Genomic DNA, 25,095 nt, shown 5'->3' with positions numbered 1-25,095 from the left:
AGCCACAAGGAGCTTAAAGATGTTAGATTTGGATAATATTGTCGCAGACGACGCCGTCGAGAACGATCTCGAAGAAGTGGTGATGGGGCTTATCATCAACTCCGGGCAGGCCCGCAGCCTGGCCTACGCCGCGCTGAAGCAGGCCAAGCAGGGGGATTTCGCCGCGGCGAAAACCATGATGGAACAGTCCCGCACGGCGCTGAACGAAGCGCACCTGGTGCAGACAAAGCTGATTGAAAGCGATCAGGGCGAAGGGAAGATGAAGGTCAGCCTGGTGCTGGTCCACGCGCAGGATCACCTGATGACCTCGATGCTGGCACGCGAGCTGGTGGCGGAGCTTATTGAGCTTCACGAGAAGATGCAGTAAGTCAGACTGAGTAGCAGGAGGTCAGCACGATGGAAATTAAAACCGCACTTGAACAGCAGCTGTTTAATGGCAAAAATTTTCACGTGGTTATCTACAACAAGACGGAGAGCGCCAGCGGTCTGCATCAGCATGACTACTACGAGTTCACGATTGTTCTGACCGGCCGCTACTACCAGGAGATCAACGGTAAGCGCGTTCTGCTTGAACGAGGGGATTTTGTCTTCCTGCCGATGGGATCTTATCACCAGAGCTTTTACGAATTTGGTGCCACCCGTATTCTGAATGTGGGCGTCAGCAGACGTTTCTTCGAGAAGCATTATCTGCCGCTGGTGCCGTTCTGCTTTGTGGCCTCCCAGGTTTATCGCGTCAAAAACGAGTTCATGACCTGGATTGAAACGGTTATCGCCTCGCTTAACTTCCGCGACAATGAATTTGATGAGTTTATTGAAACGGTGACCTTCTACGTGATGAACCGGCTGCGCCATCATCGTGAAGAGCAGCAGGTGACGGATGATATTCCGCAATGGCTACGCAGCACCGTTGAGCTGATGCACGATAAAAGCCAGTTCAGCGAAAATGCGCTGGAAAATATGGTCTCCCTGTCGGGCAAATCCCAGGAATATCTGACCCGCGCGACGCAGCGTTATTACCGTAAAACGCCCGTGCAAATTATTAATGAAATCCGCATTAATTTTGCTAAAAAACAGCTGGAAATTACCAACTATTCTGTCACCGATATTGCATACGAGTCAGGATACAGCAGCCCCAGCCTGTTTATTAAAACCTTTAAGAAATTGACGTCATTCACACCGAACAGTTACCGGAAAAATTTGACGGTAATTAATTAACTGTCGGCGGATTACCCGCCACGAATATTGCTTTAATGGCTTGCCCAAATAGCGGGAAGAGCACGCTATACCTTGCAGGCGATTAACCTGATACGCTAAGGGAGATATTATGCAGAAGAAATTAAAAGTCGTAACCATTGGTGGCGGCAGCAGCTATACCCCGGAATTACTCGAAGGTTTCCTGAAACGTTATCATGAATTACCGGTCAGCGAATTATGGCTGGTAGACGTTGAGGAAGGTCAGGAGAAGCTGAATATTATTTTCGACCTGTGCAAGCGCATGGTGGAAAAAGCGGGCGTGCCTCTGACCGTGCATAAAACCCTCGATCGTCGTCTGGCGCTGAAAGATGCGGATTTTGTCACCACCCAGCTGCGCGTCGGCCAGCTGAAGGCGCGTGAGCTGGACGAGCGTATTCCCCTGAGCCACGGGTATCTGGGGCAGGAGACCAACGGCGCGGGCGGCCTGTTTAAAGGCCTGCGCACCATCCCGGTGATTTTCGACATCGTCAAAGACGTGCAGGAGATCTGCCCGAACGCGTGGGTCATTAACTTCACCAACCCGGCCGGTATGGTGACCGAGGCGGTCTATCGTCATACGAACTTCAAGCGCTTTATCGGCGTCTGTAATATTCCGATCGGCATGAAGATGTTCATCCGCGACGTGCTGGCGCTGACCGACAACGACGATCTCTCCATCGATCTGTTCGGCCTGAACCACATGGTGTTTATTAAAGATGTCATCGTGAACGGAGAATCGCGCTTTGCCGAGCTTCTCGACGGCGTGGCCTCCGGTCGTCTGACGGCGGCATCGGTGAAAAACATCTTTGACCTGCCGTTCAGCGAAGGGCTGATCCGCTCGCTGAATCTGCTGCCTTGCTCGTACCTGCTTTACTACTTCAAGCAGAAAGAGATGCTGGCCATCGAAATGGGCGAGTATTATAAGGGCGGCGCGCGTGCGCAGATCGTTCAGAAGGTCGAAAAGCAGCTGTTCGATTTGTATAAAGACCCGAACCTGAACGTCAAACCGAAAGAGCTGGAGCAGCGCGGCGGGGCCTATTACTCCGATGCGGCGTGCGAAGTGATCAACGCCATCTACAACGACAAGCAGGCGGAGCACTATGTTAACGTCCCGCATCACGGCCATGTCGACAATATTCCGGCTGACTGGGCCGTTGAAATGACCTGCATCCTGGGGCGCGAGGGGGCTAAACCGCATCCGCGTATCACCCACTTCGATGACAAGGTCATGGGGCTGATTCATACCATCAAAGGCTTTGAAGTGGCAGCAAGCAACGCGGCGCTGAGCGGGGAGCTCAATGACGTGCTGCTGGCCCTGAACCTCAGCCCGCTGGTGCATTCTGACCGCGACGCGGAGCAGCTGGCCAGCGAGATGATCCTGGCGCATGAAAAATGGTTGCCGAACTTTGCCGCCACGATCGAGAAGCTGAAGTTCAAACAGCAATAAGAGGACGCACAATGGAAAACCTGCTGATCGTTAATGCTGATGATTTTGGTCTCTCGAAAGGTCAGAACTACGGCATTATTGAAGCCTGTCGCCGGGGGGTTGTGACCTCTACAACGGCCCTGGTTAACGCTGAGGCGGTTGAACACGCGGCGCAGCTGAGCCGCGAGGTGCCAGAGCTGGGCGTCGGCATGCATTTTGTGCTGACGCTCGGGATGCCGCTTTCGCCAATGCCGGGCCTGACGCGCGACGGCCAGCTGGGTAAATGGATTTGGGAACGGGCGGAGCAGGGTGCTCTGCCGCTCGAAGAGATTGCCCGCGAGCTGGAGTGCCAGTTCAACCGCTTCGTTGATGTGTTTGGTCAGGCGCCGACGCACATCGACAGCCATCACCACGTGCATATGATCCCGGCGATTTTCCCGCTTGTCGCCGGGTTTGCACAGCGCAAAGGCGTGGCGATGCGCGTGGATCGCAATGTGCACGGATTGCCGGACTGCGCTGTTACGTCCACTGAGGGGTTCAGCAGCGCGTTTTACGGAGAAGAGATCAGCGAAGCGCTGTTCCTGAAGGTGCTGGATGATTCCGCTGCCCGCGGTGAAACCTCGGTGGAAGTGATGGCGCATCCTGCCTTTGTCGATAACACCGTGCGTAAAAGCGCCTACTGCTGGCCGCGGCTGGCGGAGCTGGACGTGCTGACGTCGGCCTCGCTGAAATACGCGATTGCCGAGCGCGGGTATCGGTTGGGGACGTTCAGGGAGCTGTAAGAGTTGCCGGGTGGCGGCTTCGCCTTACCCGGCCTACGAACGACCTGCTAACTCTTGTAGGCCCGGTAAGGCGAAGCCGCTACCGGGCTTTTTTTTACGCCGGAATCTGATCGATCTTACAGCTGCGTGACCAGACGCGGTGCGCGGCGAGCAAATCAAACAGCTTCGTCATGAAGGCATCGTCAACGTTATCTCCCTCGACAATGCCGTCCTCACCCTGATCGGCCACCTTCAGCTGCGCTTTAAACTGTCGCGCGTCGCCGGACAGCGCGATCGGTTTCAGGTGCTTATAGGCTTCCAGCAGATAATAGACGGCGTCGCCGTTGGTCAGCAGACTGGCAAGATCTCCGCCTGGCACAATCACCGCATCGACGGTGAGCGATGGCGCACCGGCAAAGGTCGCCGCGACCGGCAACACAGAACCATCGTCGGCCGTCAGTTCACCCATGCGGGAATAGAGCAGTTTGGCATGCACGCCCTGGGTTTTTAGCGCCTGCATGATCCCCAGCACGTCGCTGGCGCGGGTTTTGTCGTTCAGCAGAATGGCAACCACGCGGCCTTTAATCGAGCCGCCCGGCACCGCATACAGGCTCAGCGACGGATCTTTCTTCACGCCGTTAACCTCTTTCGGCGGAGCGAGGTTACGCTGCTCGTCGGTCAGCGTAATGCCCAGGTTGTCCGCGACGCTCTGGGCAAGCTGAACATCAATATGCGCCAGCTGATCGACCACGCGCTCGCGGATGTAGGTGCGCACCACTTTACTCAGCTCAAAGCTGAAGCCGCCGATGATGTGCTGTTGCTCAATCGGCGTCTGGCTGTTCCAGAACAGGCGAGGGTGGGCGTAATACTCGCCGAACGAGGGGCTGCGCTCGCGAATTTTATTGCCATCAATACGCTCCTGATAGGATTCAAATCCACCGCGTTTCGGTCCGGGAGGCGTTTCACGCGGCCAGTTATCGTTGATGGAGTTCGGCTCATAGTTCGCCGGGTTGGTATCAATATCCTGACGGTGCATCCCGTCGCGCTGGAAGTTGTGGTACGGGCAGGTTGGGCGGTTAATCGGAATTTCGTGGAAGTTCGGCCCGCCAAGACGGCTGATCTGCGTATCGGTATAGGAGAACAGGCGTCCCTGCAGGAGCGGATCGTTGGTGAAGTCCAGCCCCGGCACGATATGCCCCGGGTGGAACGCGGCCTGCTCGTTTTCGGCAAAGAAGTTATCCGGGTTGCGGTTGAGCACCATTTTACCCACCAGCTGCACCGGCACCAGCTCTTCCGGGATCAGCTTCGTCGGGTCCAGAAGGTCGAAATCGAACTTAAATTCGTCCTCTTCCGGGATGAGCTGCAGGCCCAGCTCGTATTCCGGGAAGTCGCCCGCTTCAATGGATTCCCAGAGCTCGCGGCGATGGAAGTCCGGATCGCGCCCGGTCAGCTTCTGCGCCTCGTCCCACACCAGCGAGGCTTTACCCGCCACCGGCTTCCAGTGGAAACGGACAAACGTGGCTTTCCCCTCGGCGTTGATCATTCGGAAGGTATGGATGCCGAACCCCTCCATGGTGCGGTAGCTGCGGGGGATCCCGCGGTCTGACATCGCCCACATCACGTTGTGTAAGGTTTCAGGCTGCAGGGAGACATAGTCCCAGAAGGTGTCGTGCGCACTTTGTCCCTGCGGTATGGCCCAGTGGGGCTCCGGTTTTACCGCATGGACAAAGTCAGGAAATTTATGCGCGTCCTGAATGAAAAACACCGGGGTGTTATTGCCCACCAGATCGAAAATGCCCTCTTCGGTATAAAACTTGGTGGCAAAGCCGCGGATATCACGCACCGTGTCTGCCGAACCTGCGCCGCCCTGCACGGTGGAGAAACGCACAAATACCGGGGTAATTTTATCCGGGTCGGAGAGGAAGTCCGCTTTGGTGATCGCCTTCAGGCTCTTGTAGGGCTGAAAATAGCCGTGCGCAGCGGAACCGCGTGCGTGGACGATGCGTTCCGGTATCCGCTCGTGGTCAAAATGGGTGATTTTTTCCCGCAGAATGAAGTCTTCCAGCAGGGTTGGCCCGCGCGAGCCTGCGCGAAGGGAGTTCTGATCGTCAGCAATGCGCACGCCCTGATTGGTGGTGAGCGCAAAACCTTCGCCGCCTTTACGGTGTGGCTCAAGCGATTTCAGCTTCTCGTTTCCCGTATCCGGGGATTTCATGCTTCCCGGTGCGGTAGGCTGTTCGCCCGGTGCGGAAGGGCCCGGGGAGGGGCGGTGAGAGCCGTCAGAAGGGGCGAGAGAGTCCATGCCCGGTTGAGATTCTTCAGTGCCATGAATCGGTGATTGATGTGTTTTATCTTTGTTCGACATTGCACGCTTCTCCTTTATCCATTGCTAAAAACCCTATTAAGGATAGAACAATGTCGTGAGATGGCTCGCGAACTAAGAGTTTTCACATGCCATCATTAACGAAAGGAGCCATCTCACCCACTCGGAGCGCGACGGAAGGCAGCAGGATCGGCTATCATAGAATTTTCCTGCTTCAAGAATTTGCTTTAGTGAATCCGTCGCTTATGAAACCTCTTCGTCAACAAAACCGCCAGGTTATTAGCTATGTGCCCCGCGTTGAGCCCGCGCCGCCAGACCATGCCCTGAAAGTGGAGGGCTTTCGCGATGTGTGGCAGTTACGGGGGAAATACGTGGCCTTTGTGCTAATCGGCGAGCATTTCCGTCGCTCTCCCACCTTTACGGTGCCGGAGTCCGCACAGCGGTGGGCGATGCAGATCCGCCAGGATGAAGAGGTTGAAGAATAACAGCCATAAAAAAACCGCCTGTTGGCGGTTTTTTTATATCTACAGCGATTAACGATGCGCCAGTTCGGCGTCGTCTTCACTTTCCAGAATCGCTTTGTCGGTCTGCTTCAGCCACTGGCTGGTCAGCGTACCGGCGGTCATGGAGCCGCTGACGTTCAGCGCGGTACGGCCCATGTCGATCAGCGGCTCAACGGAGATCAGCAGCGCGACAAGCGTCACAGGCAGACCCAGCGCAGGCAGCACAATCAGCGCGGCGAAGGTTGCACCGCCGCCAACGCCCGCAACGCCTGCGGAGCTTACGGTGACAATCCCGACCAGCGTGGCGATCCAGACCGGATCCAGCGGGTTGATGCCGACTGTAGGAGCAACCATTACCGCCAGCATCGCCGGGTACAGACCCGCACAGCCGTTCTGACCAATGGTGGCACCAAAGGAGGCAGAGAAGCTGGCGATGGATTCAGGCACGCCCAGACGACGAGTCTGTGCTTCAACGTTCAGCGGAATAGACGCGGCGCTGGAACGGCTGGTGAAGGCAAAGGTCAGTACCGGCCAGACCTTACGGAAGTATTTCAGCGGGCTGACGCCGTTCACGCCCAGCAGGATGCCGTGCACCACGAACATAATGCCAAGGCCCAGGTAAGAGGCGACAACGAAGCTGCCCAGCTTAATGATGTCCTGCAGGTTAGAGCCGGCAACCACTTTGGTCATTAGCGCCAGCACGCCGTAAGGGGTGAGCTGCATGACCAGACGAACCAGCTTCATCACCCAGCTTTGCAGGGTATCAATCGCGGTCAGCACGCGTTCGCCTTTTGGCGCATCGTCTTTCAGCAGCTTCAGCGCCGCCACGCCCAGGAACGCGGCGAAAATAACCACGCTGATGATGGAGGTTGGGCTCGCACCGGTCAGGTCAGCAAACGGGTTCTTCGGAATGAAGGAGAGCACCATCTGCGGCACGGTCAGGTCAGCCACTTTACCGACGTAGTTGGTCTGAATTGCGGCCAGACGCGCCGTTTCAGCGGTCCCCTGAACCAGACCTTCTGCGGTCAGGCCAAACAGGTTAGTGACCAGCACACCCACCAGCGCGGCAATCAGCGTGGTGAACAGTAGCGTACCAATGGTCAGGAAACTGATTTTTCCCAACTGGGTCGCGTTATGCAGGCGGGCAACGGCGCTCAGAATAGAGGCGAATACCAGCGGCATAACGATCATCTGCAGCAGCTGAACATAGCCGTTACCGACAATGTTGAACCACTGAATGGAATCTTTCAGTACTGGATTATCGGAGCCATAAATAGCCTGTAATGCCAGACCAAATACGACACCCATGGCCAGACCAACCAGCACCTTTTTCGCCAGGCTCCACTGTTTATGGCGCGCCTGCGCGAGAAGCAATAGCAATACAACGAACACAACGACGTTCGCGATGAGTGGAAAATTCATCTCCGTTCTCCTGATTTATTATCGGGTCGGTTTTTACCGATCCTGTTGGCGGAAGGTTAGCAGAAGTGTGATGTCGCGCTTATATCCAAATGGAATGGGTTATGACAAATGGGATAGTTTTGTTGGTTTACTGTTCAATCTGGTGATGAATAAAGCGATTGAACTGAAATTGTAGCGAATTAATCATCTGGGAAGACCAGCGGACTGCACTGTTTTCGGGCAACGTTTGCGGCATCCAGACGGCGTAAGCAAACAGCGCCATGCACAAGACGCGCTCCAGCTGGTTCCCTTTCTGCGGTGCGAGGATGGGAAAACGGAAGCGCCAGCGGCAGGGCCACAGCAGCGGTACGCCCGCGGGCGTCAGCATATCGGCCAGAATATGGCTCAGATAGCCCAGCACCATCCCCTGGATGGCATCGGCGGGGACGATCCAGCTTTCGGGCACTTTTAAATAGAAAAGCGTCAGCAGGCCAAACACGGCCAGCAGGCTGTGCGTAAACCCCCGGTGGCCGAACGCGCGGGCGATGGGTTTCGATACCCACTTCAGGCGCTGTCCGAGGAACGACTTGGGGTGATCGATGTCGGGCAGCAGACAGGTCAATACGGCGGAAGGGACGATATGCCACCAGTCCCCCTGTGCCAGCACGGGGGTGAGTTCAGCGTTTTTGGCAAATACTGCGCACGCGATAGAAAAAAGCAGGTGGCCTTCCGCCGTCATGATAAAACCCATAAAACTGTCAATTCATACAGTATAGGGTTTTTATACAGTAGGCGGAAGAGGTGACGGTGTAACTGTTTGTCACAAACTGCAGGAGGGTCTTAACCGCCCCGGAGGTGATGCGCCGTGAGTTCTGCCAGTGAAATCAGCTTCACATCGGCAAGGGCAAACCGGGGATCGTGGCGGCCTTCTTCCGCAGGCACCACAATGGAGCGCATCCGCGCGGCTTTAGACGCTATCATGCCGTTAACGGAATCTTCCAGCGCAACGCAGTTGAGGGGATCCACGCCGAGCTTAGCGGCACAGTCGAGATAGACCTGCGGGTGCGGCTTGCTGTAAGGCAATTTCTCAGCGGACGCCAGCGCGTCGAAACTGTCGCGCAGTTCAAACATGATGAGCACTTTTTCCAGCATATGCAGCGGTGACGCCGAGGCCAGGCCGACCTTGAGCCCCTGGGCTTTACACAGCGCGACGGCCTCACGTACGCCGGGCAGCAGCGGCTTGCTCTCTTCTACCAGCGAAATGGCGCGGCTGATAATGCGCGCGGTCACTTCATCACGACCCGGTCCAGCCCACGGCTGTTGGGCAAACCACAGGTCAACCACCATATCGATGCGCAGGCCCAGCGTATCGGGAAGTTCATTACGGCGGCTGATGTCCACGCCCAGGCTGGCCATGACCTCCAGTTCGGCGCGATCCCACAACGGTTCGGAATCGATCAGTAATCCATCCATGTCAAAAATTGCGGCAAGAATTTGGCGCGGTGTCGACATCACAACGTCTCCTTATCCAGGGTGTTCGACAGACGATAAGTGCTAAGCACACTCTGCAATTTAGCATATTGCTTTTAAAGAGCGGGCGAAATTGATGACCAGCAGGTAGACTTAGGCACAAATAACGCGTCTTTATGAAGAGGAACTGATGACGTATCAACAAGCTGGACGCATTGCGGTCTTAAAACGTATTGCTGGCTGGGTGATTTTTATTCCTGCCGTCATTTCTACGCTGATTTCTGTACTCAAATTTATGTACGATCACAGTGAAAAACAGCCGGGTATCAATGCGGTTATGCTTGATTTTGCGCATGTGATGATTGAGATGATGCGTTTTAATACGCCATTCTTGAATGTCTTCTGGTTTAACTCACCGACCCCGGATTTTCAGCATCAGCTGAATATCGGCTTTTGGGTGATCTACGCCCTGATCTTTGTTGCGCTGGCGCTGCAGGCCTCTGGCGCGCGAATGAGTCGTCAGACGCGCTTCTTACGCGAGGGCGTCGAGGACCAGCTCATTCTGGAGCAGGCCAAAGGCCCGGAAGGCATGAGCCGGGAGCAGATTGAATCCCGCATTGTTGTGCCGCGTCACACCATTTTCCTGCAAATTTTTCCGCTCTATATCCTTCCCGTGATTATCATTGTGGCAGGATACTTCTTCTTCTCACTGCTCGGTTTTCTGTAACCGATACGGGTGGCGGCAAAGCCACCCGTTCGCGTCTCAGGCGGCAAGCATGCGCTCAAGCGCCCGCTGGGCGTTAACCAGGTGTTCCCCACCAAAAAGTATGGCGCGGTTCATCAGCGTATAAAGCTGATACACCGGTTGACGATCGAGGAAGCCGGGCGGCAGGGGCGAAACCGACTGATACCCGTCGTATATCTGCGGCGGTTGTTCTGGGTGCAGCGGCAGCATGGCAAGGTCGCACTCTCGGTCACCCCAGTAGCAGGCCGGGTCGAAGATATAGGGGCCGTTGGGCCCCAGCGCGCAGTTATCGGACCACAAATCACCGTGGAGCAGAGACGCCTGAGGCTGGTGGGAGGCCAGACGCTGCTGCACGTGTTCGACGATGGCATCAATATTGCCAAACTCCAGCCCTTTTTCGGCGGCAAGCTCTAGCTGCCAGCCAATGCGCTGCTCGGCAAAAAACGTCGACCAGCGGCGCTGCCAGGCATTGGGCTGCGGCGTGGTGGAGAGATCGTTGTCAAAATCAAGGCCAAACTGCGGCTGGTCGCTCCACTGATGGAGGCGCGCTAGCTGCTGGCCAAGAATGAAAGCGTTATGGGCATCCAGCGGACGGGCGGGGAGATATTCCATGACCAGAAAACTGTAATCGCGGTCGCTACCGACGGCCAGAACCTGCGGGACCGTCACCGTTTTACTGCGCGACAACAGCTCCAGCTGATCGGCTTCGGCGGTAAATATCGGAAGCAGCTCGCGTTCATCGCATTTTACGAAGAGATCGCGCCCTGCGTAGCGTAAATGCCACGCGGCGTGGATCTCTCCGCCTGGCAGTTCGTTACGCAGTTCAATTTCACCTTCACCCAGCTGCTCACTTAAAAGATGACTGATAGCCTGCCACATGTTGACTCTCCCATGTTGTCTGCCAGATCATAAAGTTAGCGCATTATTGCGGTAAAAAAATACGAACTAACGCACACCTGAGCGGTTTAATTTCATACAGGGCACTTATTGTTCTTTTTTCTGCCAGCTTTCCCAGGTGTCGACGTCAATTTCGGCTGGCTTGTCGGTCACACTTTCCACCAGGCTGGCGGCCAGCGCATGGACCTCTTCTTTATTCAGGGCACCGATCAGACCAAATGCCAGGGTGCCTAAATCATGAATATTGCCTTCGTCATCCGTCAGGGTGAGGAGAAAATTAGCCCGGGTAAAGGCATTGTTGAGCTCATTTAGCTCGGTAAGCGATGCCTCATGAAGGTTGACGGTTACGACATAACGAGTGATGTCACCACTGCTCATAATTCACCTCATTGTTATCATGGAAGTTTTCTTAGCATAGTCGATAGTTTGCGTTTGGCGACTCGGGGATGACGTTCCCCTCCATGCAGATGAAGGGGAACAGACGTTAATTTCGGGACAGGTAATCGACGATTTTTTGCGTATCGGCCAGCGAACAGAGGCGCGTGCCCTGGTTGATGGTGGCGGCGCTACCCGCCGCCACGCCGTAGCGCGTCATCTCCAGCAGTGACGCACCCTGCGCCAGTTTAAGCGTCATCGCACCCACCATGCTGTCACCCGCGCCAACCGTGCTCTGGCTCTTCATCGGCGGTGGAACAACCTGAACGGACGACGTTTCATCGACGGCCAGCGCCCCCTGCGGACCGAGGGAAACCACCACGCGTCGCGCTTTGCCGCTGCGTACCAGCTCCTGCGCGGCGGTGCGCACATCGTCAGGCTGCGTCAGTTCGCGGTTGACCAGCGCGCTTAGCTCTTTCTGGTTGGGTTTGACCAGCTCAAGATTGCCCGGCACTAAGGCCGCCTGCAGAGCCTCGCCGCTGCTGTCAACGATGCATCGGATACCGCGTTGCTGCGCCGCCTGAATCAGCGCGGTTAATTTTTCCGTACTGACGCCGGGCGGCAGGCTGCCGCTGACCACCAGCAGCGCGCCGCTTTCTATCGTCAGCACTTTCTCTTCAAGCTGACGAAACTCGTCATCGGTGAGTTTCGCGCCCGGCATGACAAACCGGTACTGCTCGCCGCTGGATTCCACGTGGACATGCAGGTTTTGCCGCGTCCAGTCTTTCGCCTCGACGGTCTCTACGGCCACCTGTTCATCTGCCAGCAGGGAGACCAGGTGTTCACCGGTAGCACCGCCTGCGGGGAAAATGGCCGTGGCTTTGCCGCCGAGGTGGGTAATGGCGCGCGCCACGTTGATACCGCCACCGCCGGGCTCAAAGACCGGGGCGCTACAGCGCAATTTACCTTCCGGATAAATCTGCGGCGTCAGGGTGGCGGAATCAAGGGAAGGGGAGAGCGTCAGGGTGTAGATAGGAACCATCATTACCTCCTTTTAGCATGGGTTCCTTTTAGTCTGGCACCATTTGTCAGGAAGGCAATGTAAATAACAGTATGATTTTAAATATGAATAGTGAATAAAAGTGAGGCCGGAGACATATAAAATAAAACGCTTTTTGGGATCGTTCTTATTCAAAAAATGAAATAAGAAAACATTGCTATGTTATTTGCGGCTTTTTATAATTTGTTACCTTTCTCTGGACGCCTTGTCATTGATCCTCAAGAAAGATTCCGGGACCGTGTGGTCTCTTTTTTTGTTGTACGGACTCCTTAATAAAATGAAGCTTTTAAAGACAGTGCCCGCTGCACTGATGCTGGCGGGTGGCGTGTTTGCGGCTATGAACGCGACCGCCGATGATTCCGTTTTTACTGTCATGGACGATCCCTCCACCGCGAAAAAACCGTTTGAAGGTAACCTGAACGCGGGGTACCTGGCACAATCCGGTAACACGAAAAGCTCTTCTCTGACGGCGGACAGTACGCTCACCTGGTACGGTAATACCACCGCCTGGTCTCTGTGGGGTAATGCCAGCAATACGTCCGCTAATGACGAACGCTCTTCCGAGAAATATGCGGTAGGCGGACGTAGCCGTTACAACATGACCGACTATGACTACCTGTTTGGTCAGGCAAGCTGGTTAACCGACCGTTACAACGGTTATCGCCAGCGTGACGTGTTCACGGCGGGTTATGGTCGTCAGTTCCTGAACGGTCCGGTACACAGCCTCCGTTTTGAATTCGGTCCCGGTGTGCGTTATGACGAGTACACCAATGGCGATACCAAAACCCAACCGCTCGGTTACGCTTCTGGTACCTATGCCTGGCAGATGACTGATAACACCAAATTTACACAGGGTGTTTCTGTATTTGGTGCCGACGACACGACGCTGAACTCTGAGACGGCGCTCAACGTGGCCATCAACGAACACTTTGGTCTGAAAGTCGCCTACAACGTGACCTGGAACTCTTCACCACCAGAGTCTGCACCGGATCATACCGACCGCAGAACCACGGTTTCACTGGGTTATAGAATGTAATGAAGACGGGCCGATGATAATGTCGGCCCGTTTATTCTCTCTGATCTTGTGACGTCCCTTCTGATGAGCTGTACTCGCCCCTAACCCCAAATCATCGCCGCCCAACGGAGTAACAGCATTGCGCCGCAGATGGCAATCAGCACCAGCACCATTTTCCAGTGTTTTACGGCAAATCGTTTTGTTGGCATAACCTAATCCTTGTTCGTTGATATCCACAGTCTACCAAACAGGGCCTGAATATGCCCCTTCGCAGGAACGATTGGGTTATGCCAGCGTAGGGGGCGGTTCAGAACCAGTGGAATCGTTCGGCGAGAATCAACAATAAACCTGTGGCGGAAAGGATGTTCAATATCACAACCGTTCTACTGGATACGTTCATGGTATGCACCTTTGGGTTTAAAGACCTGTTCAAGAGTAGCCCTGCATTTCTAAATTGCGAGCGCCGGGAATATGCAACCTGCAAATTCATGCGAAAGTGCCAGCACATCAATCTGCCAGCAGAGGGTGCAATCTCCCTTTTGTTAGTGTTAACATTGCAAGGCTTGCCGTATATCCGGCGTTGTCTGATTTTCCGGCAGGTGAATGATGACGAACCAATTTGACGATTGTTGGTCAGATGGTGTCGTAATCTATTGTCAAATCACGATTATTTTCTTTGTATATGCTCTTATGTGTGGGGCATCACTGCAAATAAGGATATAAAATGCCTGTAATTACTCTTCCTGATGGCAGCCAACGCCATTTCGACCGCGCTGTTAGCCCAATGGATGTTGCCCTGGACATCGGTCCTGGTCTCGCGAAAGCGACCATCGCCGGCCGCGTCAACGGTGAGCTGGTGGATGCCTCCGATCTGATCGAAAACGATGCGACACTGGCCATCATCACCGCAAAAGATGAAGAAGGTCTGGAGATCATTCGTCACTCCTGCGCGCACCTGTTGGGCCATGCCATCAAACAGCTGTGGCCAAACACCAAAATGGCGATCGGTCCGGTTATCGATAATGGTTTCTACTACGACGTTGACCTTGACCATACCCTGACTCAGGAAGATATCGACGCGCTCGAAAAACGTATGCACGAGCTCGCCGAAACGAACTATGACGTCATCAAGAAGAAAGTCAGCTGGCACGAAGCGCGTGAAACCTTCGTGAAGCGCGGCGAGAGCTATAAGGTCTCGATTCTTGACGAAAACATTTCGCATGATGACAAGCCTGGCTTGTACCATCACGAAGAATACGTCGACATGTGCCGTGGACCGCACGTGCCGAACATGCGCTTCTGTCATCACTTTAAGCTGATGAAGATCGCAGGCGCCTACTGGCGCGGCGACAGCAACAACAAGATGTTGCAGCGTATCTATGGTACCGCATGGGCCGATAAAAAAGCCCTGAACGCTTACCTGCTGCGTCTGGAAGAGGCGGCGAAGCGTGACCACCGTAAAATCGGCAAGCAGCTTGACCTGTACCACATGCAGGAAGAAGCGCCGGGTATGGTGTTCTGGCATAACGACGGCTGGACCATCTTCCGTGAACTGGAAACCTTCGTACGCTCCAAGCTGAAAGAGTACCAGTATCAGGAAGTGAAAGGCCCGTTCATGATGGACCGTGTGCTGTGGGAAAAAACCGGCCACTGGGACAACTACAAGGATGCGATGTTCACCACCTCGTCTGAGAACCGTGAATACTGCATCAAGCCAATGAACTGCCCGGGCCACGTACAGATCTTCAACCAGGGCCTGAAATCCTACCGCGACCTGCCGCTGCGTATGGCGGAGTTCGGTAGCTGCCACCGTAACGAGCCATCAGGCGCGCTGCACGGTCTGATGCGCGTGCGTGGCTTTACGCAGGATGATGCGCATATCTTCTGTACCGAAGATCAGGTCCGTGATGAAGTTAACGCCTGTATTCGTATGGTCTACGATATGTACAGCACCTTTGGCTTCGAGAAGATCGTGGTCAAACTCTCAACGCGTCCGGAAAAACGTATCGGTAGCGATGAGACCTGGGATCGCGCAGAAGCGGATCTCGCCGTGGCGCTGGAAGAGAACGGCATTCCGTTCGAATACCAGCTGGGCGAGGGCGCATTCTACGGTCCGAAAATTGAATTTACCCTGTATGACTGCCTCGATCGCGCATGGCAGTGCGGTACTGTACAGCTGGACTTCTCCCTGCCGCAGCGTTTAAGCGCCTCTTATGTTGGCGAAGACAACGAGCGTCAGGTGCCGGTAATGATTCACCGCGCCATTCTCGGTTCTCTGGAGCGCTTCATCGGCATCCTGACCGAAGAGTTCGCCGGCTTCTTCCCAACCTGGCTTGCGCCGGTGCAGGTGGTGGTGATGAACATTACCGATTCTCAGGCAGATTACGTTAAAGAATTGACGCAGAAACTACAAAATGCGGGCATTCGCGTAAAAGCAGACTTGAGAAATGAGAAGATTGGCTTTAAAATCCGCGAGCACACTTTACGTCGTGTCCCGTATATGTTGGTCTGTGGTGATAAAGAGGTGGAAGCAGGCAAAGTTGCCGTTCGCACCCGCCGTGGTAAAGACCTGGGCAGCCTGGACGTAAGTGAAGTGATTGAGAAGCTGCAACAAGAGATTCGCAGCCGCAGTCTTCAACAACTGGAGGAATAAGGTATTAAAGGCGGAAAACGAGTTCAAACGGCACGTCCGAATCGTATCAATGGCGAGATTCGCGCCCAGGAAGTTCGCTTAACAGGTCTGGAAGGCGAGCAGCTGGGGATTGTGAGTCTGAGAGAAGCAATCGAAAAGGCTGAGGAAGCTGGAGTAGATTTAGTTGAAATCAGCCCTAACGCCGAACCGCCAGTTTGTCGTATCATGGACTACGGCAAGTTCCTTTATGAAAAGAGTAAGTCTTCTAAGGAACAGAAGAAGAAGCAAAAAGTTATCCAGGTTAAGGAAATCAAATTCCGTCCTGGTACCGACGATGGCGATTATCAGGTAAAACTCCGCAGCCTGATTCGCTTTCTGGAAGATGGCGATAAGGCCAAGATCACACTGCGTTTCCGCGGTCGTGAGATGGCCCACCAACAGATTGGTATGGAAGTGCTTAACCGCGTCCGTGACGATCTGAGTGAACTGGCAGTAGTCGAATCCTTCCCTACGAAGATCGAAGGCCGCCAGATGATCATGGTGCTCGCTCCTAAGAAGAAACAGTAAGGCCTTCAAGCAGCAAAATCTGTGGAGCCTTCGGGTTTCATAGGTTTTGTTCGCCTATGTTTCGTTTATTTAACAATGCGAAGTGGAATTTATTAAAATGCCAAAAATTAAGACCGTACGCGGTGCTGCTAAGCGCTTCAAAAAAACCGGTAAAGGTGGTTTTAAGCACAAGCACGCTAACCTGCGTCACATTCTGACTAAGAAAGCTACCAAGCGTAAACGTCACCTGCGTCCAAAAGCCATGGTTTCTAAAGGCGATCTGGGCCTGGTCATCGCGTGCCTGCCGTACGCATAAGTCGTTTCGTTTAACTTTTTTAACTTAGAATAGATACAGGAGAGCACACATGGCTCGCGTAAAACGTGGTGTAATTGCACGTGCACGTCACAAGAAAATTTTGAAACAAGCTAAAGGCTACTACGGTGCGCGTTCACGCGTATACCGCGTTGCCTTCCAGGCTGTTATCAAAGCAGGTCAGTACGCTTACCGTGACCGTCGTCAGCGTAAGCGTCAGTTCCGTCAACTGTGGATTGCGCGTATCAACGCAGCAGCACGTCAGAACGGTATTTCTTACAGCAAATTCATCAACGGCCTGAAAAAAGCCTCTGTTGAAATCGACCGTAAGATCCTGGCTGACATCGCAGTATTCGACAAAGTAGCGTTCACCGCTCTGGTCGAAAAAGCGAAAGCAGCACTGGCATAAGCCAGTTGAGAGAGGGGGCCTGGCTCCCTCTTTTCATATAACCCTGTAAGAAGATTGACATTTACCCGTGCAGGCTTTTCAATAAGGTCTCAACGTTTTTTACCCAACAAGGTAACGCAAGCATGAATGCTGCTATTTTCCGCTTCTTCTTTTACTTTAGCACCTGACTTCAGGAGGCTAGCGCGTGAAAGATGAAACGAAAAACAGCGCCAGATAAGCCTCCCGATGGAGGCTTTTTTTGTGCCTGAATTTGAGAGAATAACTCCACCAAATCGGTGTCTGCACCGACATAATGAGGAAAATCATGTCACATCTCGCAGAGCTGGTTGCCAGTGCAACAGCCGCCATTAATCAGGCCTCAGATGTTGCCGCGTTAGACAATGTCCGCGTCGAATATCTTGGGAAGAAAGGGCACCTGACCCTTCAAATGACAACCCTGCGTGAGCTGCCGCCAGAAGAGCGCCCGGCAGCGGGGGCGGTGATTAACGAAGCCAAAGAGCAGGTACAGCAGGCGCTGAACGCACGCAAAGCCGAGCTGGAAAGCGCGGTGCTGAATGCGCGTCTGGCCGCAGAGACGATCGACGTTTCTCTGCCGGGTCGCCGCATCGAGAACGGCGGTCTGCACCCGGTTACCCGCACCATCGATCGCATTGAAAGTTTCTTCGGTGAGCTCGGCTTTACCGTGGCGACTGGCCCGGAAATTGAAGATGATTACCACAACTTCGATGCTCTGAACATTCCTGGCCATCATCCGGCACGCGCTGACCACGACACTTTCTGGTTCGACGCGACGCGTCTGCTGCGTACCCAGACCTCCGGCGTTCAGATCCGTACCATGAAGGATCAGGAGCCGCCAATCCGTATTATCGCGCCGGGCCGCGTCTATCGTAACGACTACGATCAGACCCACACCCCAATGTTCCACCAGATGGAAGGTCTGATTGTTGATAAAAACATCAGCTTCACCAACCTGAAAGGCACGCTGCACGATTTCCTGAACAACTTCTTTGAGGAAGATCTGCAGGTTCGTTTCCGTCCGTCCTACTTCCCGTTCACCGAACCGTCTGCGGAAGTTGACGTGATGGGCAAAAACGGCAAATGGCTGGAAGTGCTGGGCTGCGGCATGGTGCATCCAAACGTCCTGCGCAACGTGGGTATCGATCCGGAAGTTTACTCCGGCTTCGCCTTCGGTATGGGCATGGAGCGTCTGACCATGCTGCGCTATGGCGTCACCGACTTACGTGCATTCTTCGAAAACGATCTGCGTTTCCTCAAACAGTTTAAATAAGGGCAGGACAGAACAATGAAATTCAGTGAACTGTGGTTACGCGAGTGGGTGAACACCACGCTGGACAGCGACGCGCTTTCTAACCAGATTACCATGGCAGGTCTGGAAGTGGACGGCGTTGAGCCGGTTTCAGGGGCATTCAACGGCGTGGTCGTCGGTGAAGTGGTAGAGTGCGGTCAGCACCCTAACGCGGACAAACTGCGCGTAACAAAAGTAAACGTAGGCGGTGACCGTCTGCTGGATATCGTCTGCGGTGCGCCAAACTGCCGCCAGGGGCTGAAAGTGGCCGTGGCGACCGTCGGTGCGGTACTGCCGGGCGATTTCAAAATCAAAGCGGCTAAGCTGCGCGGCGAGCCGTCTGAAGGCATGCTGTGTTCCTTCTCCGAGCTGGGTATTTCCGACGATCACAACGGCATCATTGAGCTGCCGCTGGATGCGCCAATAGGCACCGACATCCGCGAATACCTGAAGCTTGATGACAACACCATCGAAATCAGCGTCACGCCAAACCGTGCTGACTGCTTAGGGATCATCGGCGTGGCGCGCGACGTTGCCGTGCTGAACCAGACCGAGCTGAACGCGCCGGAGATCGTCCCGGTTGAAGCGACCATCAGTGACGTGCTGCCTATCCAGGTTGACGCTGCGGATGCCTGCCCGCGCTATCTCGGTCGCGTGGTGAAAGGCATCAACGTGAAAGCACCAACCCCGCTGTGGATGAAAGAGAAGCTGCGCCGCTGCGGTATCCGCTCTATCGACGCCGTGGTTGACGTGACTAACTACGTTCTGCTGGAACTGGGCCAGCCAATGCACGCCTTCGATAAAGATCGTATCGAAGGCGGTATTGTGGTGCGCATGGCGAAAGAGGGCGAAACCCTGGTTCTGCTGGACGGCACCGAAGCGAAACTGAACGCCGACACCCTGGTGATTGCTGACCACAGCAAAGCGCTGGCAATGGGCGGTATCTTCGGAGGCGAGCATTCAGGCGTCAACGACGAAACGCAAAACGTCCTGCTGGAGTGCGCGTTCTTCAGCCCGCTTTCCATCACCGGTCGCGCGCGCCGTCACGGCCTGCACACCGATGCGTCCCACCGCTACGAGCGCGGCGTGGATCCTGCGCTGCAATACAAAGCGATGGAGCGTGCGACTCGCCTGCTGATCGACATCTGCGGCGGCGAAGCGGGCCCGGTTATCGACGTCACCAACGAAGCCACGCTGCCGAAGCGTGCTACCATCACCCTGCGTCGCAGCAAGCTGGATCGCCTGATTGGGCACCACGTTGCCGACGCGCAGGTGACCGATATTCTGAAGCGTCTGGGTTGCGACGTAACCGAAGGTCAGGACGAGTGGAAAGCCGTTGCGCCGTCATGGCGTTTCGACATGGAAATTGAAGAAGATCTGGTGGAAGAAGTGGCCCGTGTTTATGGCTACAACAACATCCCTGACGAGCCTGTGCAGGCAGGTCTGGTGATGGGCACCCACCGTGAAGCCGACCTGTCCCTGAAGCGTGTGAAAACCATGCTGAACGACAAAGGCTATCAGGAAGTGATCACCTACAGCTTTGTTGATCCAAAGCTGCAGCAGCTGATCCACCCGGGTCAGGAAGCGCTGATCCTGCCAAGCCCAATTTCCAGCGAAATGTCCGCGATGCGTCTGTCCCTGTGGACGGGCCTGCTGGGCACTATCGTTTACAACCAGAATCGCCAGCAAAACCGCGTGCGAATTTTCGAAAGCGGTTTGCGCTTTGTACCGGATAATCAGGCAAATTTAGGCATCCGTCAGGATCTCATGCTGGCTGGCGCCATCAGCGGTAACCGTTATGAAGAGCACTGGGACCTGGCAAAAGGCACGGTTGATTTCTACGATATGAAGGGCGATCTGGAAGCGATTCTGGATCTGACCGGTAAATTATCTGAAATTGAATTCCGCGCAGAAGCCATTCCGGCCCTGCATCCAGGCCAGAGCGCCGCCCTCTATTTAGACGGCAAACGCATTGGTTTTATTGGGGTTGTTCACCCTGAGCTGGAGCGTAAACTGGACCTGAATGGCCGTACCATCGTGTTTGAGCTGGAATGGAACCTGGTGGCAGACCGCGTGATTCCTCAGGCTCAGGACGTCTCCCGCTTCCCGGCAAACCGCCGTGATATCGCGGTTGTGGTCGCGGAAAATGTGCCCGCAGCAGATATTTTGGCCGAATGTAAGAAAGTTGGCGTAAATCAGGTAGTTGGCGTAAACTTATTTGACGTGTACCGCGGCAAGGGCGTAGCAGAGGGCTTTAAGAGCCTGGCTATCAGCCTGATCCTTCAGGATACCAGCCGTACACTCGAAGAAGAGGAGATTGCCGCTACCGTCGCCAAATGTGTAGAGGCATTAAAAGAGCGATTCCAGGCATCATTGAGGGATTGAACCTATGGCGCTTACAAAAGCTGAAATGTCAGAATATCTGTTTGATAAGCTTGGGCTTAGCAAACGGGATGCCAAAGAGCTGGTAGAGCTGTTTTTCGAAGAGATCCGTCGTGCTCTGGAAAATGGTGAGCAGGTAAAACTCTCCGGCTTTGGCAATTTTGATTTGCGAGACAAAAACCAACGTCCGGGCCGCAACCCGAAGACGGGGGAAGATATTCCCATTACAGCCCGCCGCGTGGTGACCTTCAGACCCGGCCAGAAGTTAAAAAGCCGTGTCGAAAACGCAACGCCCAAAGCAGAGTAATATGAACTAACTAAAAAGGCCGCCCACGCGGCCTTTTTTCTTTGCGCTCTCAGGCAAACCCGCCGTAAAATCAATTACATCTCTCGCTACGAAAACCGTAAACATGCTTGATTATGTCCATCTCCAGCACCGTTCCGATCGGCGTCACCTGCTTTTTCTGGTGCTGCTGCTCATTGTCGCCGCAGGCGTTAGCCTCTGCGCCGGTGACCGGTGGATAGGGCCCGAAAGCTGGTGGGGACCTGACGGACAGCTCTTCGTCTGGCAAATTCGTCTGCCGCGTACCGTCGCGGTGATGCTGGTGGGGGCCGCGCTGGCGCTGTGCGGCACCATTATGCAGGCGTTGTTTGAGAATCCTCTGGCGGAGCCCGGGCTGCTCGGCGTGTCTAACGGTGCGGGCGTGGGGCTGATTGCAGCGGTGATGCTGGGCGGAGGAGAACTCTCCGGCTGGAGCATTAGCCTGAGCGCGATCCTCGGCGCATTACTGATAACGCTCATCCTTCTTCGTTTTGCCAGACGGCACTTATCGACCAGCCGTCTGCTGCTTGCCGGCGTGGCGCTGGGGATCATCTGTAGCGCGCTGATGACCTGGGCGGTCTACTTCTCGACCTCTTTTGACCTTCGGCAGCTCATGTACTGGATGATGGGCGGCTTTGGCGGCGTCGACTGGCAGCAGGGCTGGCTGATGGCGCTGCTGGTGCCGGTCATCGTATGGGCTGCCCTGCAGGCGCAGCCGTTGAATATGCTCGCGCTGGGTGAAACCTCAGCCCGCCAGCTGGGCATGCCGATTGGGTTCTGGCGTAATGTGCTGGTCATCGCCATTGGCTGGCTGGTCGGCGTCAGCGTGGCTCTGGCGGGCGCGATTGGCTTTATCGGTCTGGTGATTCCGCATATGCTCCGACTCTGCGGAATCACGGACCATCGAACCTTGCTTCCGGCCTCGGCGGTTGCCGGGGCCGTCACGCTGCTGGTGGCCGACATCATCGCCAGGCTTGCCCTGACGGCCGCAGAGCTGCCCATTGGCGTGGTGACCGCCACGCTGGGCGCGCCGGTCTTTATCTGGCTACTATTAAAAGCTGGACGTTAAATCGACAACCTGAGGAAATGCTATGCAGTCAGATATCCTGAATACTGAAGTGACCACCATTGATGGCGATAAAACCACGCTGGAAGGCTACAAAGGCAATGTGTTGCTGATCGTCAACGTGGCATCCAAATGCGGCCTGACGCCGCAGTACGAGCAGCTGGAAAACATTCAGAAGGCCTGGGAGAAAGACGGTTTTACCGTGCTGGGCTTCCCCTGCAACAAGTTTCTGGGGCAGGAGCCGGGCAGCGAAGAGGAGATTAAAACCTTCTGCAGCACTACCTACGGCGTAACGTTCCCGCTGTTCAGCAAAATCGATGTCAACGGTGAAGATCGCCACCCGCTGTATGCGAAGCTGATCGCTGCCGCACCCAAAGCCGTCGCGCCGGAAGGCAGCGGTTTTTATGAACGCATGGCCAGCAAAGGCCGCGCGCCGCTTTATCCGGACGATATTCTGTGGAACTTTGAAAAATTCCTGATAGGTCGCGACGGCCAGGTCGTACAGCGTTTTTCACCGGATATGACCCCTGAAGATCCGATCGTTATGGAATCGATCAAGCTGGCGCTGGCGAAATAATGTCGCTGCTGATGCAGCTCACGGACGTTGCCGAGAAGGGACGTCTGGAGCCGATAACCGGCGCCGTCAATGCGGGAGAAATCCTGCATCTTGTCGGGCCAAACGGCGCAGGAAAGAGCACGCTGCTGGCACGGATGGCAGGCATGACTGCCGGAGAAGGGCAGATAATGTTGCTGGAGCATACGCTGGCCGAGTGGTCGCCGGTCTCGCTGGCGCATCGGCGCAGCTATCTCGTGCAGCAGCAGGTGCCCCCCTTTGCGATGCCGGTCTGGCACTATCTGATGCTGCATTTGCACGACAAACATTCTACGGCACTGCTGACGGACGTGGCCGCGGCGCTGGGGCTGGAGGATAAACTCTCCCGGCATGTCAGCCAGCTATCCGGCGGCGAATGGCAGCGGGTGCGTCTGGCGGCTGTCATTGTTCAGATCCACCCGGCCGGTAATCCTCATGGGCGGATGCTGCTTCTCGATGAACCGATGAGCGGTCTGGATGTGGCGCAGCAGGCGGCCCTGGATACCCTGCTAAGTGCGCTCAGCCGAAAAGGCATCGCCGTGGTGATGAGCAGTCATGACCTCAACCACACCTTGCGTCATGCCCACCGGGTGTGGCTGCTGTCGCAGGGGAAGATGATCGCCAGCGGTACGCGGGATCAGGTTCTTACGCCGCCCAATCTTGCCCGCGCGTACAACATGTCGTTCCGCAGGCTGGATATTGAGGGCCATAAGATGCTGATTTCGACCGGGCAGGAGTAAGCGTTTCTTGCCTGCGAGCACAATTGCACGCTAAATTACGAAAAGAACAAAAAAAGCAGAGGATTCGTCTGAAAATGCGATTCTGGTTTCTCCTGATGGCCGCACTTTTTCTTGCGGGATGCAGTAGCCATCGTGCACCGCCGCCTAACCCACGGCTTTCAGATTCGATCACCGTCATTGCCAGCCTCAACGATCAGCTGAGCAACTGGCGCGGCACGCCTTATCGCTACGGCGGCATGAGCCGTGGCGGTGTAGATTGCTCCGGCTTCGTTCTGATGACGTTTCGCGACAAGTTTGATTTACAGCTGCCGCGTGAAACGCGTAAACAGGCAGAAATCGGCACGGAAATTGATAAAGACGACCTCCTGCCCGGGGACCTGGTTTTCTTCAAAACCGGATCGGGGGAAAGCGGACTTCATGTGGGCATTTATGATACTGACAACCAGTTCATTCACGCCTCGACGAGCCGCGGCGTGATGCGCTCTTCTCTTGATAATGTTTACTGGCGTAAAAATTTCTGGCAGGCACGACGTATATAATCTTCGTCGTATACCTCTCTTATGACGGCATGGTAGCGAATAAACATGCCGTTTTTTCTCAAATAAGATGATTAAAGTTAAATTTACCTAAAATTAGCGAATCCCTCATGTATCTGTTTTATCTAAAACTGGCTATTATTTTGCAACCAGGATAAGATTATTTTAGATTCAGGGAAAAATCTGAAAATTAATACGGAACTAATGAAATTAATCTTATTAAAATCAAGACAGTGGAATTGTGTCGGCAATTGCTCCAGGATGTCCTCTCTCATCTTTAATGCGGGGCGAGTGCAATGATAATTACGCTAGATAATGCTTACCAGTCTGAACTGCTGCTTTTGCCTGCCCGTAATAGCGCAGGGGAGCTTAAAGGTTTAGAAATTCTGGTTAACTTTACTGGCGTCGACAGCGATGTGCGGATCCCCACTGAGCTTGTTATCCCACGACTTTCAGCGGCTGAAGAGTTAGCGCTGTTTAACGAAAAACTGCAATTGCTTGATACCTGCAAACTGTTTTTTATTCAGCATCAGTTAATTGCATGGATCAATATTACACCTGCAATAGTTGAATTTTTATTAAGTAATGGAAACGCTGTTTCAATTCTTGAGCGTTATCCGTTTCTTGAGTTTACTGTTAATGAGAATTATCCAGGTTTAAATAACGGAAAGGACGATCTTCAGCTGGCGAGAATGGCAATCCATTTCCCATTGGTGCTGGCAAACTTTGGTGCAGGCGCTGCATCGCTCAAAGCGGTGTATGATGGATTATTTAAACGGGTTATTCTCGATAAAGGCTTCATTCAGCAGCGTGCTTCAGAGCTCTCTTTTGAGCCATTTATGCGCGCCATCCTCTGGCAAATCACGCCGCACTGCCAGTCTGTGATTGTCTCGGGCATTGACGACCACGGTCTGTTGCAGCGCGTGTTGTCCTTTAATTTTGGCGCCATGCAGGGAACACTCTGGCCTGCCGTCTCGGCGGAACACGTCACTACGCTGGTTCAGCAGCGATAACCCTTGCTTTCGCCCGTGTTTAAGTCCGG

General features: G+C 54.5%; 29 protein-coding genes and 1 other annotated feature. Of the genes, 20 read left to right on the top strand and 9 right to left on the bottom strand.

Features of this window, described 5'->3' with window-relative positions; all coding sequences use genetic code 11:
* Positions 1–19: 19 nt before the first annotated feature.
* From chbA to chbG, 4 genes are all read left to right on the top strand, one after another.
* Positions 20–367: a PTS N,N'-diacetylchitobiose transporter subunit IIA gene (gene chbA / locus N6P30_RS10635; protein WP_008500674.1), complete on the top strand. Its 348-nt coding sequence runs from the start codon at positions 20–22 to the stop codon at positions 365–367.
* 29 nt (positions 368–396) lie between these two features.
* Positions 397–1,215 (top strand): transcriptional regulator ChbR, encoded by an 819-nt coding sequence (chbR, locus tag N6P30_RS10630; RefSeq protein ID WP_008500673.1) that lies wholly within the window; start codon positions 397–399, stop codon positions 1,213–1,215.
* A 109-nt stretch (positions 1,216–1,324) separates the two neighbouring features.
* Positions 1,325–2,680 (top strand): 6-phospho-beta-glucosidase, encoded by a 1,356-nt coding sequence (locus tag N6P30_RS10625; RefSeq protein ID WP_023292678.1) that lies wholly within the window; start codon positions 1,325–1,327, stop codon positions 2,678–2,680.
* An 11-nt stretch (positions 2,681–2,691) separates the two neighbouring features.
* Positions 2,692–3,441, top strand: a complete 750-nt coding sequence (gene chbG / locus N6P30_RS10620) for a chitin disaccharide deacetylase (RefSeq protein ID WP_023292677.1) — start codon at positions 2,692–2,694, stop codon at positions 3,439–3,441.
* A 94-nt stretch (positions 3,442–3,535) separates the two neighbouring features.
* Here the strand turns inward: chbG and katE are convergent, their stop codons facing one another.
* Complete coding sequence (katE, locus tag N6P30_RS10615; protein WP_023292676.1) at positions 3,536–5,785, bottom strand: catalase HPII; 2,250 nt, start codon at positions 5,783–5,785, stop codon at positions 3,536–3,538.
* 167 nt (positions 5,786–5,952) lie between these two features.
* Between katE and cedA the strand changes: the two genes are divergently transcribed.
* A complete protein-coding gene (cedA, locus tag N6P30_RS10610; RefSeq protein ID WP_191091794.1) occupies positions 5,953–6,228 on the top strand; it encodes a cell division activator CedA in 276 nt (91 codons plus the stop codon).
* A 48-nt stretch (positions 6,229–6,276) separates the two neighbouring features.
* On the opposite strand, the gene tcyP is transcribed toward cedA, so the two are convergent.
* From tcyP to hxpB, 3 genes are all read right to left on the bottom strand, one after another.
* The gene (tcyP, locus tag N6P30_RS10605) at positions 6,277–7,668 is read right to left on the bottom strand and encodes a cystine/sulfocysteine:cation symporter (protein ID WP_023292674.1); all 1,392 of its coding nucleotides are present in this window, start codon (positions 7,666–7,668) and stop codon (positions 6,277–6,279) included.
* A gap of 127 nt (positions 7,669–7,795) precedes the next feature.
* Positions 7,796–8,386 (bottom strand): metal-dependent hydrolase, encoded by a 591-nt coding sequence (locus N6P30_RS10600; protein WP_014883483.1) that lies wholly within the window; start codon positions 8,384–8,386, stop codon positions 7,796–7,798.
* Between the two features lie 101 nt (positions 8,387–8,487).
* Complete coding sequence (gene hxpB / locus N6P30_RS10595) at positions 8,488–9,159, bottom strand: hexitol phosphatase HxpB (protein WP_021241077.1); 672 nt, start codon at positions 9,157–9,159, stop codon at positions 8,488–8,490.
* 148 nt (positions 9,160–9,307) lie between these two features.
* Between hxpB and N6P30_RS10590 the strand changes: the two genes are divergently transcribed.
* Positions 9,308–9,844, top strand: a complete 537-nt coding sequence (locus tag N6P30_RS10590) for a YniB family protein (protein WP_008500663.1) — start codon at positions 9,308–9,310, stop codon at positions 9,842–9,844.
* 36 nt (positions 9,845–9,880) lie between these two features.
* On the opposite strand, the gene N6P30_RS10585 is transcribed toward N6P30_RS10590, so the two are convergent.
* The 3 genes from N6P30_RS10585 to pfkB form a co-directional block, all read right to left on the bottom strand.
* On the bottom strand, positions 9,881–10,741 hold the full coding sequence (locus N6P30_RS10585) for a fructosamine kinase family protein (RefSeq protein ID WP_008500662.1): 861 nt from the start codon (positions 10,739–10,741) through the stop codon (positions 9,881–9,883).
* A 105-nt stretch (positions 10,742–10,846) separates the two neighbouring features.
* A complete protein-coding gene (gene ghoS / locus N6P30_RS10580) occupies positions 10,847–11,137 on the bottom strand; it encodes a type V toxin-antitoxin system endoribonuclease antitoxin GhoS (protein ID WP_008500661.1) in 291 nt (96 codons plus the stop codon).
* Positions 11,138–11,243: 106 nt separating this feature from the next.
* Positions 11,244–12,176, bottom strand: a complete 933-nt coding sequence (gene pfkB, locus N6P30_RS10575; protein ID WP_021241080.1) for a 6-phosphofructokinase II — start codon at positions 12,174–12,176, stop codon at positions 11,244–11,246.
* A 295-nt stretch (positions 12,177–12,471) separates the two neighbouring features.
* Between pfkB and N6P30_RS10570 the strand changes: the two genes are divergently transcribed.
* Positions 12,472–13,230 carry a YdiY family protein gene (locus N6P30_RS10570; RefSeq protein ID WP_021241081.1) on the top strand — a complete coding sequence of 253 codons (759 nt, stop codon included), beginning with the start codon at positions 12,472–12,474 and terminating at the stop codon, positions 13,228–13,230.
* A gap of 80 nt (positions 13,231–13,310) precedes the next feature.
* Here N6P30_RS10570 and yniD read toward each other — a convergent pair whose 3' ends face one another.
* Both yniD and yncL read right to left on the bottom strand, forming a co-directional pair.
* Positions 13,311–13,418, bottom strand: coding sequence for a small membrane protein YniD (gene yniD / locus N6P30_RS10565; protein WP_008500658.1), 108 nt, complete (start codon positions 13,416–13,418; stop codon positions 13,311–13,313).
* Between the two features lie 98 nt (positions 13,419–13,516).
* Positions 13,517–13,609 carry a stress response membrane protein YncL gene (gene yncL / locus N6P30_RS10560; protein ID WP_021241082.1) on the bottom strand — a complete coding sequence of 31 codons (93 nt, stop codon included), beginning with the start codon at positions 13,607–13,609 and terminating at the stop codon, positions 13,517–13,519.
* 324 nt (positions 13,610–13,933) lie between these two features.
* Here yncL and thrS point away from each other — a divergent pair, with 324 nt between their 5' ends.
* From thrS to N6P30_RS10495, 13 genes are all read left to right on the top strand, one after another.
* The gene (thrS, locus tag N6P30_RS10555) at positions 13,934–15,862 is read left to right on the top strand and encodes a threonine--tRNA ligase (RefSeq protein WP_008500657.1); all 1,929 of its coding nucleotides are present in this window, start codon (positions 13,934–13,936) and stop codon (positions 15,860–15,862) included.
* A 3-nt stretch (positions 15,863–15,865) separates the two neighbouring features.
* A complete protein-coding gene (gene infC, locus N6P30_RS10550; protein ID WP_023616141.1) occupies positions 15,866–16,408 on the top strand; it encodes a translation initiation factor IF-3 in 543 nt (180 codons plus the stop codon).
* 97 nt (positions 16,409–16,505) lie between these two features.
* A complete protein-coding gene (rpmI, locus tag N6P30_RS10545; RefSeq protein ID WP_001124225.1) occupies positions 16,506–16,703 on the top strand; it encodes a 50S ribosomal protein L35 in 198 nt (65 codons plus the stop codon).
* Positions 16,704–16,752: 49 nt separating this feature from the next.
* Positions 16,753–17,109, top strand: a complete 357-nt coding sequence (rplT, locus tag N6P30_RS10540) for a 50S ribosomal protein L20 (RefSeq protein WP_000124850.1) — start codon at positions 16,753–16,755, stop codon at positions 17,107–17,109.
* Between the two features lie 117 nt (positions 17,110–17,226).
* Positions 17,227–17,351, top strand: a sequence feature (Phe leader region).
* Positions 17,232–17,276, top strand: coding sequence for a pheST operon leader peptide PheM (gene pheM, locus N6P30_RS10535; protein ID WP_001386830.1), 45 nt, complete (start codon positions 17,232–17,234; stop codon positions 17,274–17,276). It overlaps the preceding feature by 45 nt.
* 62 nt (positions 17,352–17,413) lie before the next feature.
* On the top strand, positions 17,414–18,397 hold the full coding sequence (gene pheS, locus N6P30_RS10530) for a phenylalanine--tRNA ligase subunit alpha (RefSeq protein WP_010426091.1): 984 nt from the start codon (positions 17,414–17,416) through the stop codon (positions 18,395–18,397).
* A gap of 15 nt (positions 18,398–18,412) precedes the next feature.
* Positions 18,413–20,800, top strand: coding sequence for a phenylalanine--tRNA ligase subunit beta (pheT, locus tag N6P30_RS10525; RefSeq protein WP_023292673.1), 2,388 nt, complete (start codon positions 18,413–18,415; stop codon positions 20,798–20,800).
* A gap of 4 nt (positions 20,801–20,804) precedes the next feature.
* On the top strand, positions 20,805–21,104 hold the full coding sequence (gene ihfA / locus N6P30_RS10520; RefSeq protein WP_003857805.1) for an integration host factor subunit alpha: 300 nt from the start codon (positions 20,805–20,807) through the stop codon (positions 21,102–21,104).
* A 103-nt stretch (positions 21,105–21,207) separates the two neighbouring features.
* Positions 21,208–22,188 (top strand): vitamin B12 ABC transporter permease BtuC, encoded by a 981-nt coding sequence (btuC, locus tag N6P30_RS10515; RefSeq protein ID WP_021241086.1) that lies wholly within the window; start codon positions 21,208–21,210, stop codon positions 22,186–22,188.
* A gap of 22 nt (positions 22,189–22,210) precedes the next feature.
* The gene (locus N6P30_RS10510) at positions 22,211–22,762 is read left to right on the top strand and encodes a glutathione peroxidase (protein WP_023292671.1); all 552 of its coding nucleotides are present in this window, start codon (positions 22,211–22,213) and stop codon (positions 22,760–22,762) included.
* Positions 22,762–23,517, top strand: coding sequence for a vitamin B12 ABC transporter ATP-binding protein BtuD (gene btuD / locus N6P30_RS10505; RefSeq protein ID WP_008500651.1), 756 nt, complete (start codon positions 22,762–22,764; stop codon positions 23,515–23,517). Before N6P30_RS10510 ends, btuD begins: the two co-directional genes overlap by 1 nt.
* A 74-nt stretch (positions 23,518–23,591) precedes the next feature.
* Positions 23,592–24,056 carry an NlpC/P60 family protein gene (locus N6P30_RS10500; RefSeq protein ID WP_008500650.1) on the top strand — a complete coding sequence of 155 codons (465 nt, stop codon included), beginning with the start codon at positions 23,592–23,594 and terminating at the stop codon, positions 24,054–24,056.
* A gap of 293 nt (positions 24,057–24,349) precedes the next feature.
* On the top strand, positions 24,350–25,066 hold the full coding sequence (locus N6P30_RS10495) for an EAL domain-containing protein (RefSeq protein WP_008500649.1): 717 nt from the start codon (positions 24,350–24,352) through the stop codon (positions 25,064–25,066).
* The last annotated feature ends 29 nt before the right edge of the window (positions 25,067–25,095 follow it).

It is taken from the genome of Enterobacter sp. PL1 (assembly GCF_945957325.1).
Classification (GTDB): Bacteria; Pseudomonadota; Gammaproteobacteria; order Enterobacterales; family Enterobacteriaceae; genus Enterobacter; species Enterobacter roggenkampii.
This window is presented reverse-complemented; position numbering and strand designations above follow the sequence as displayed.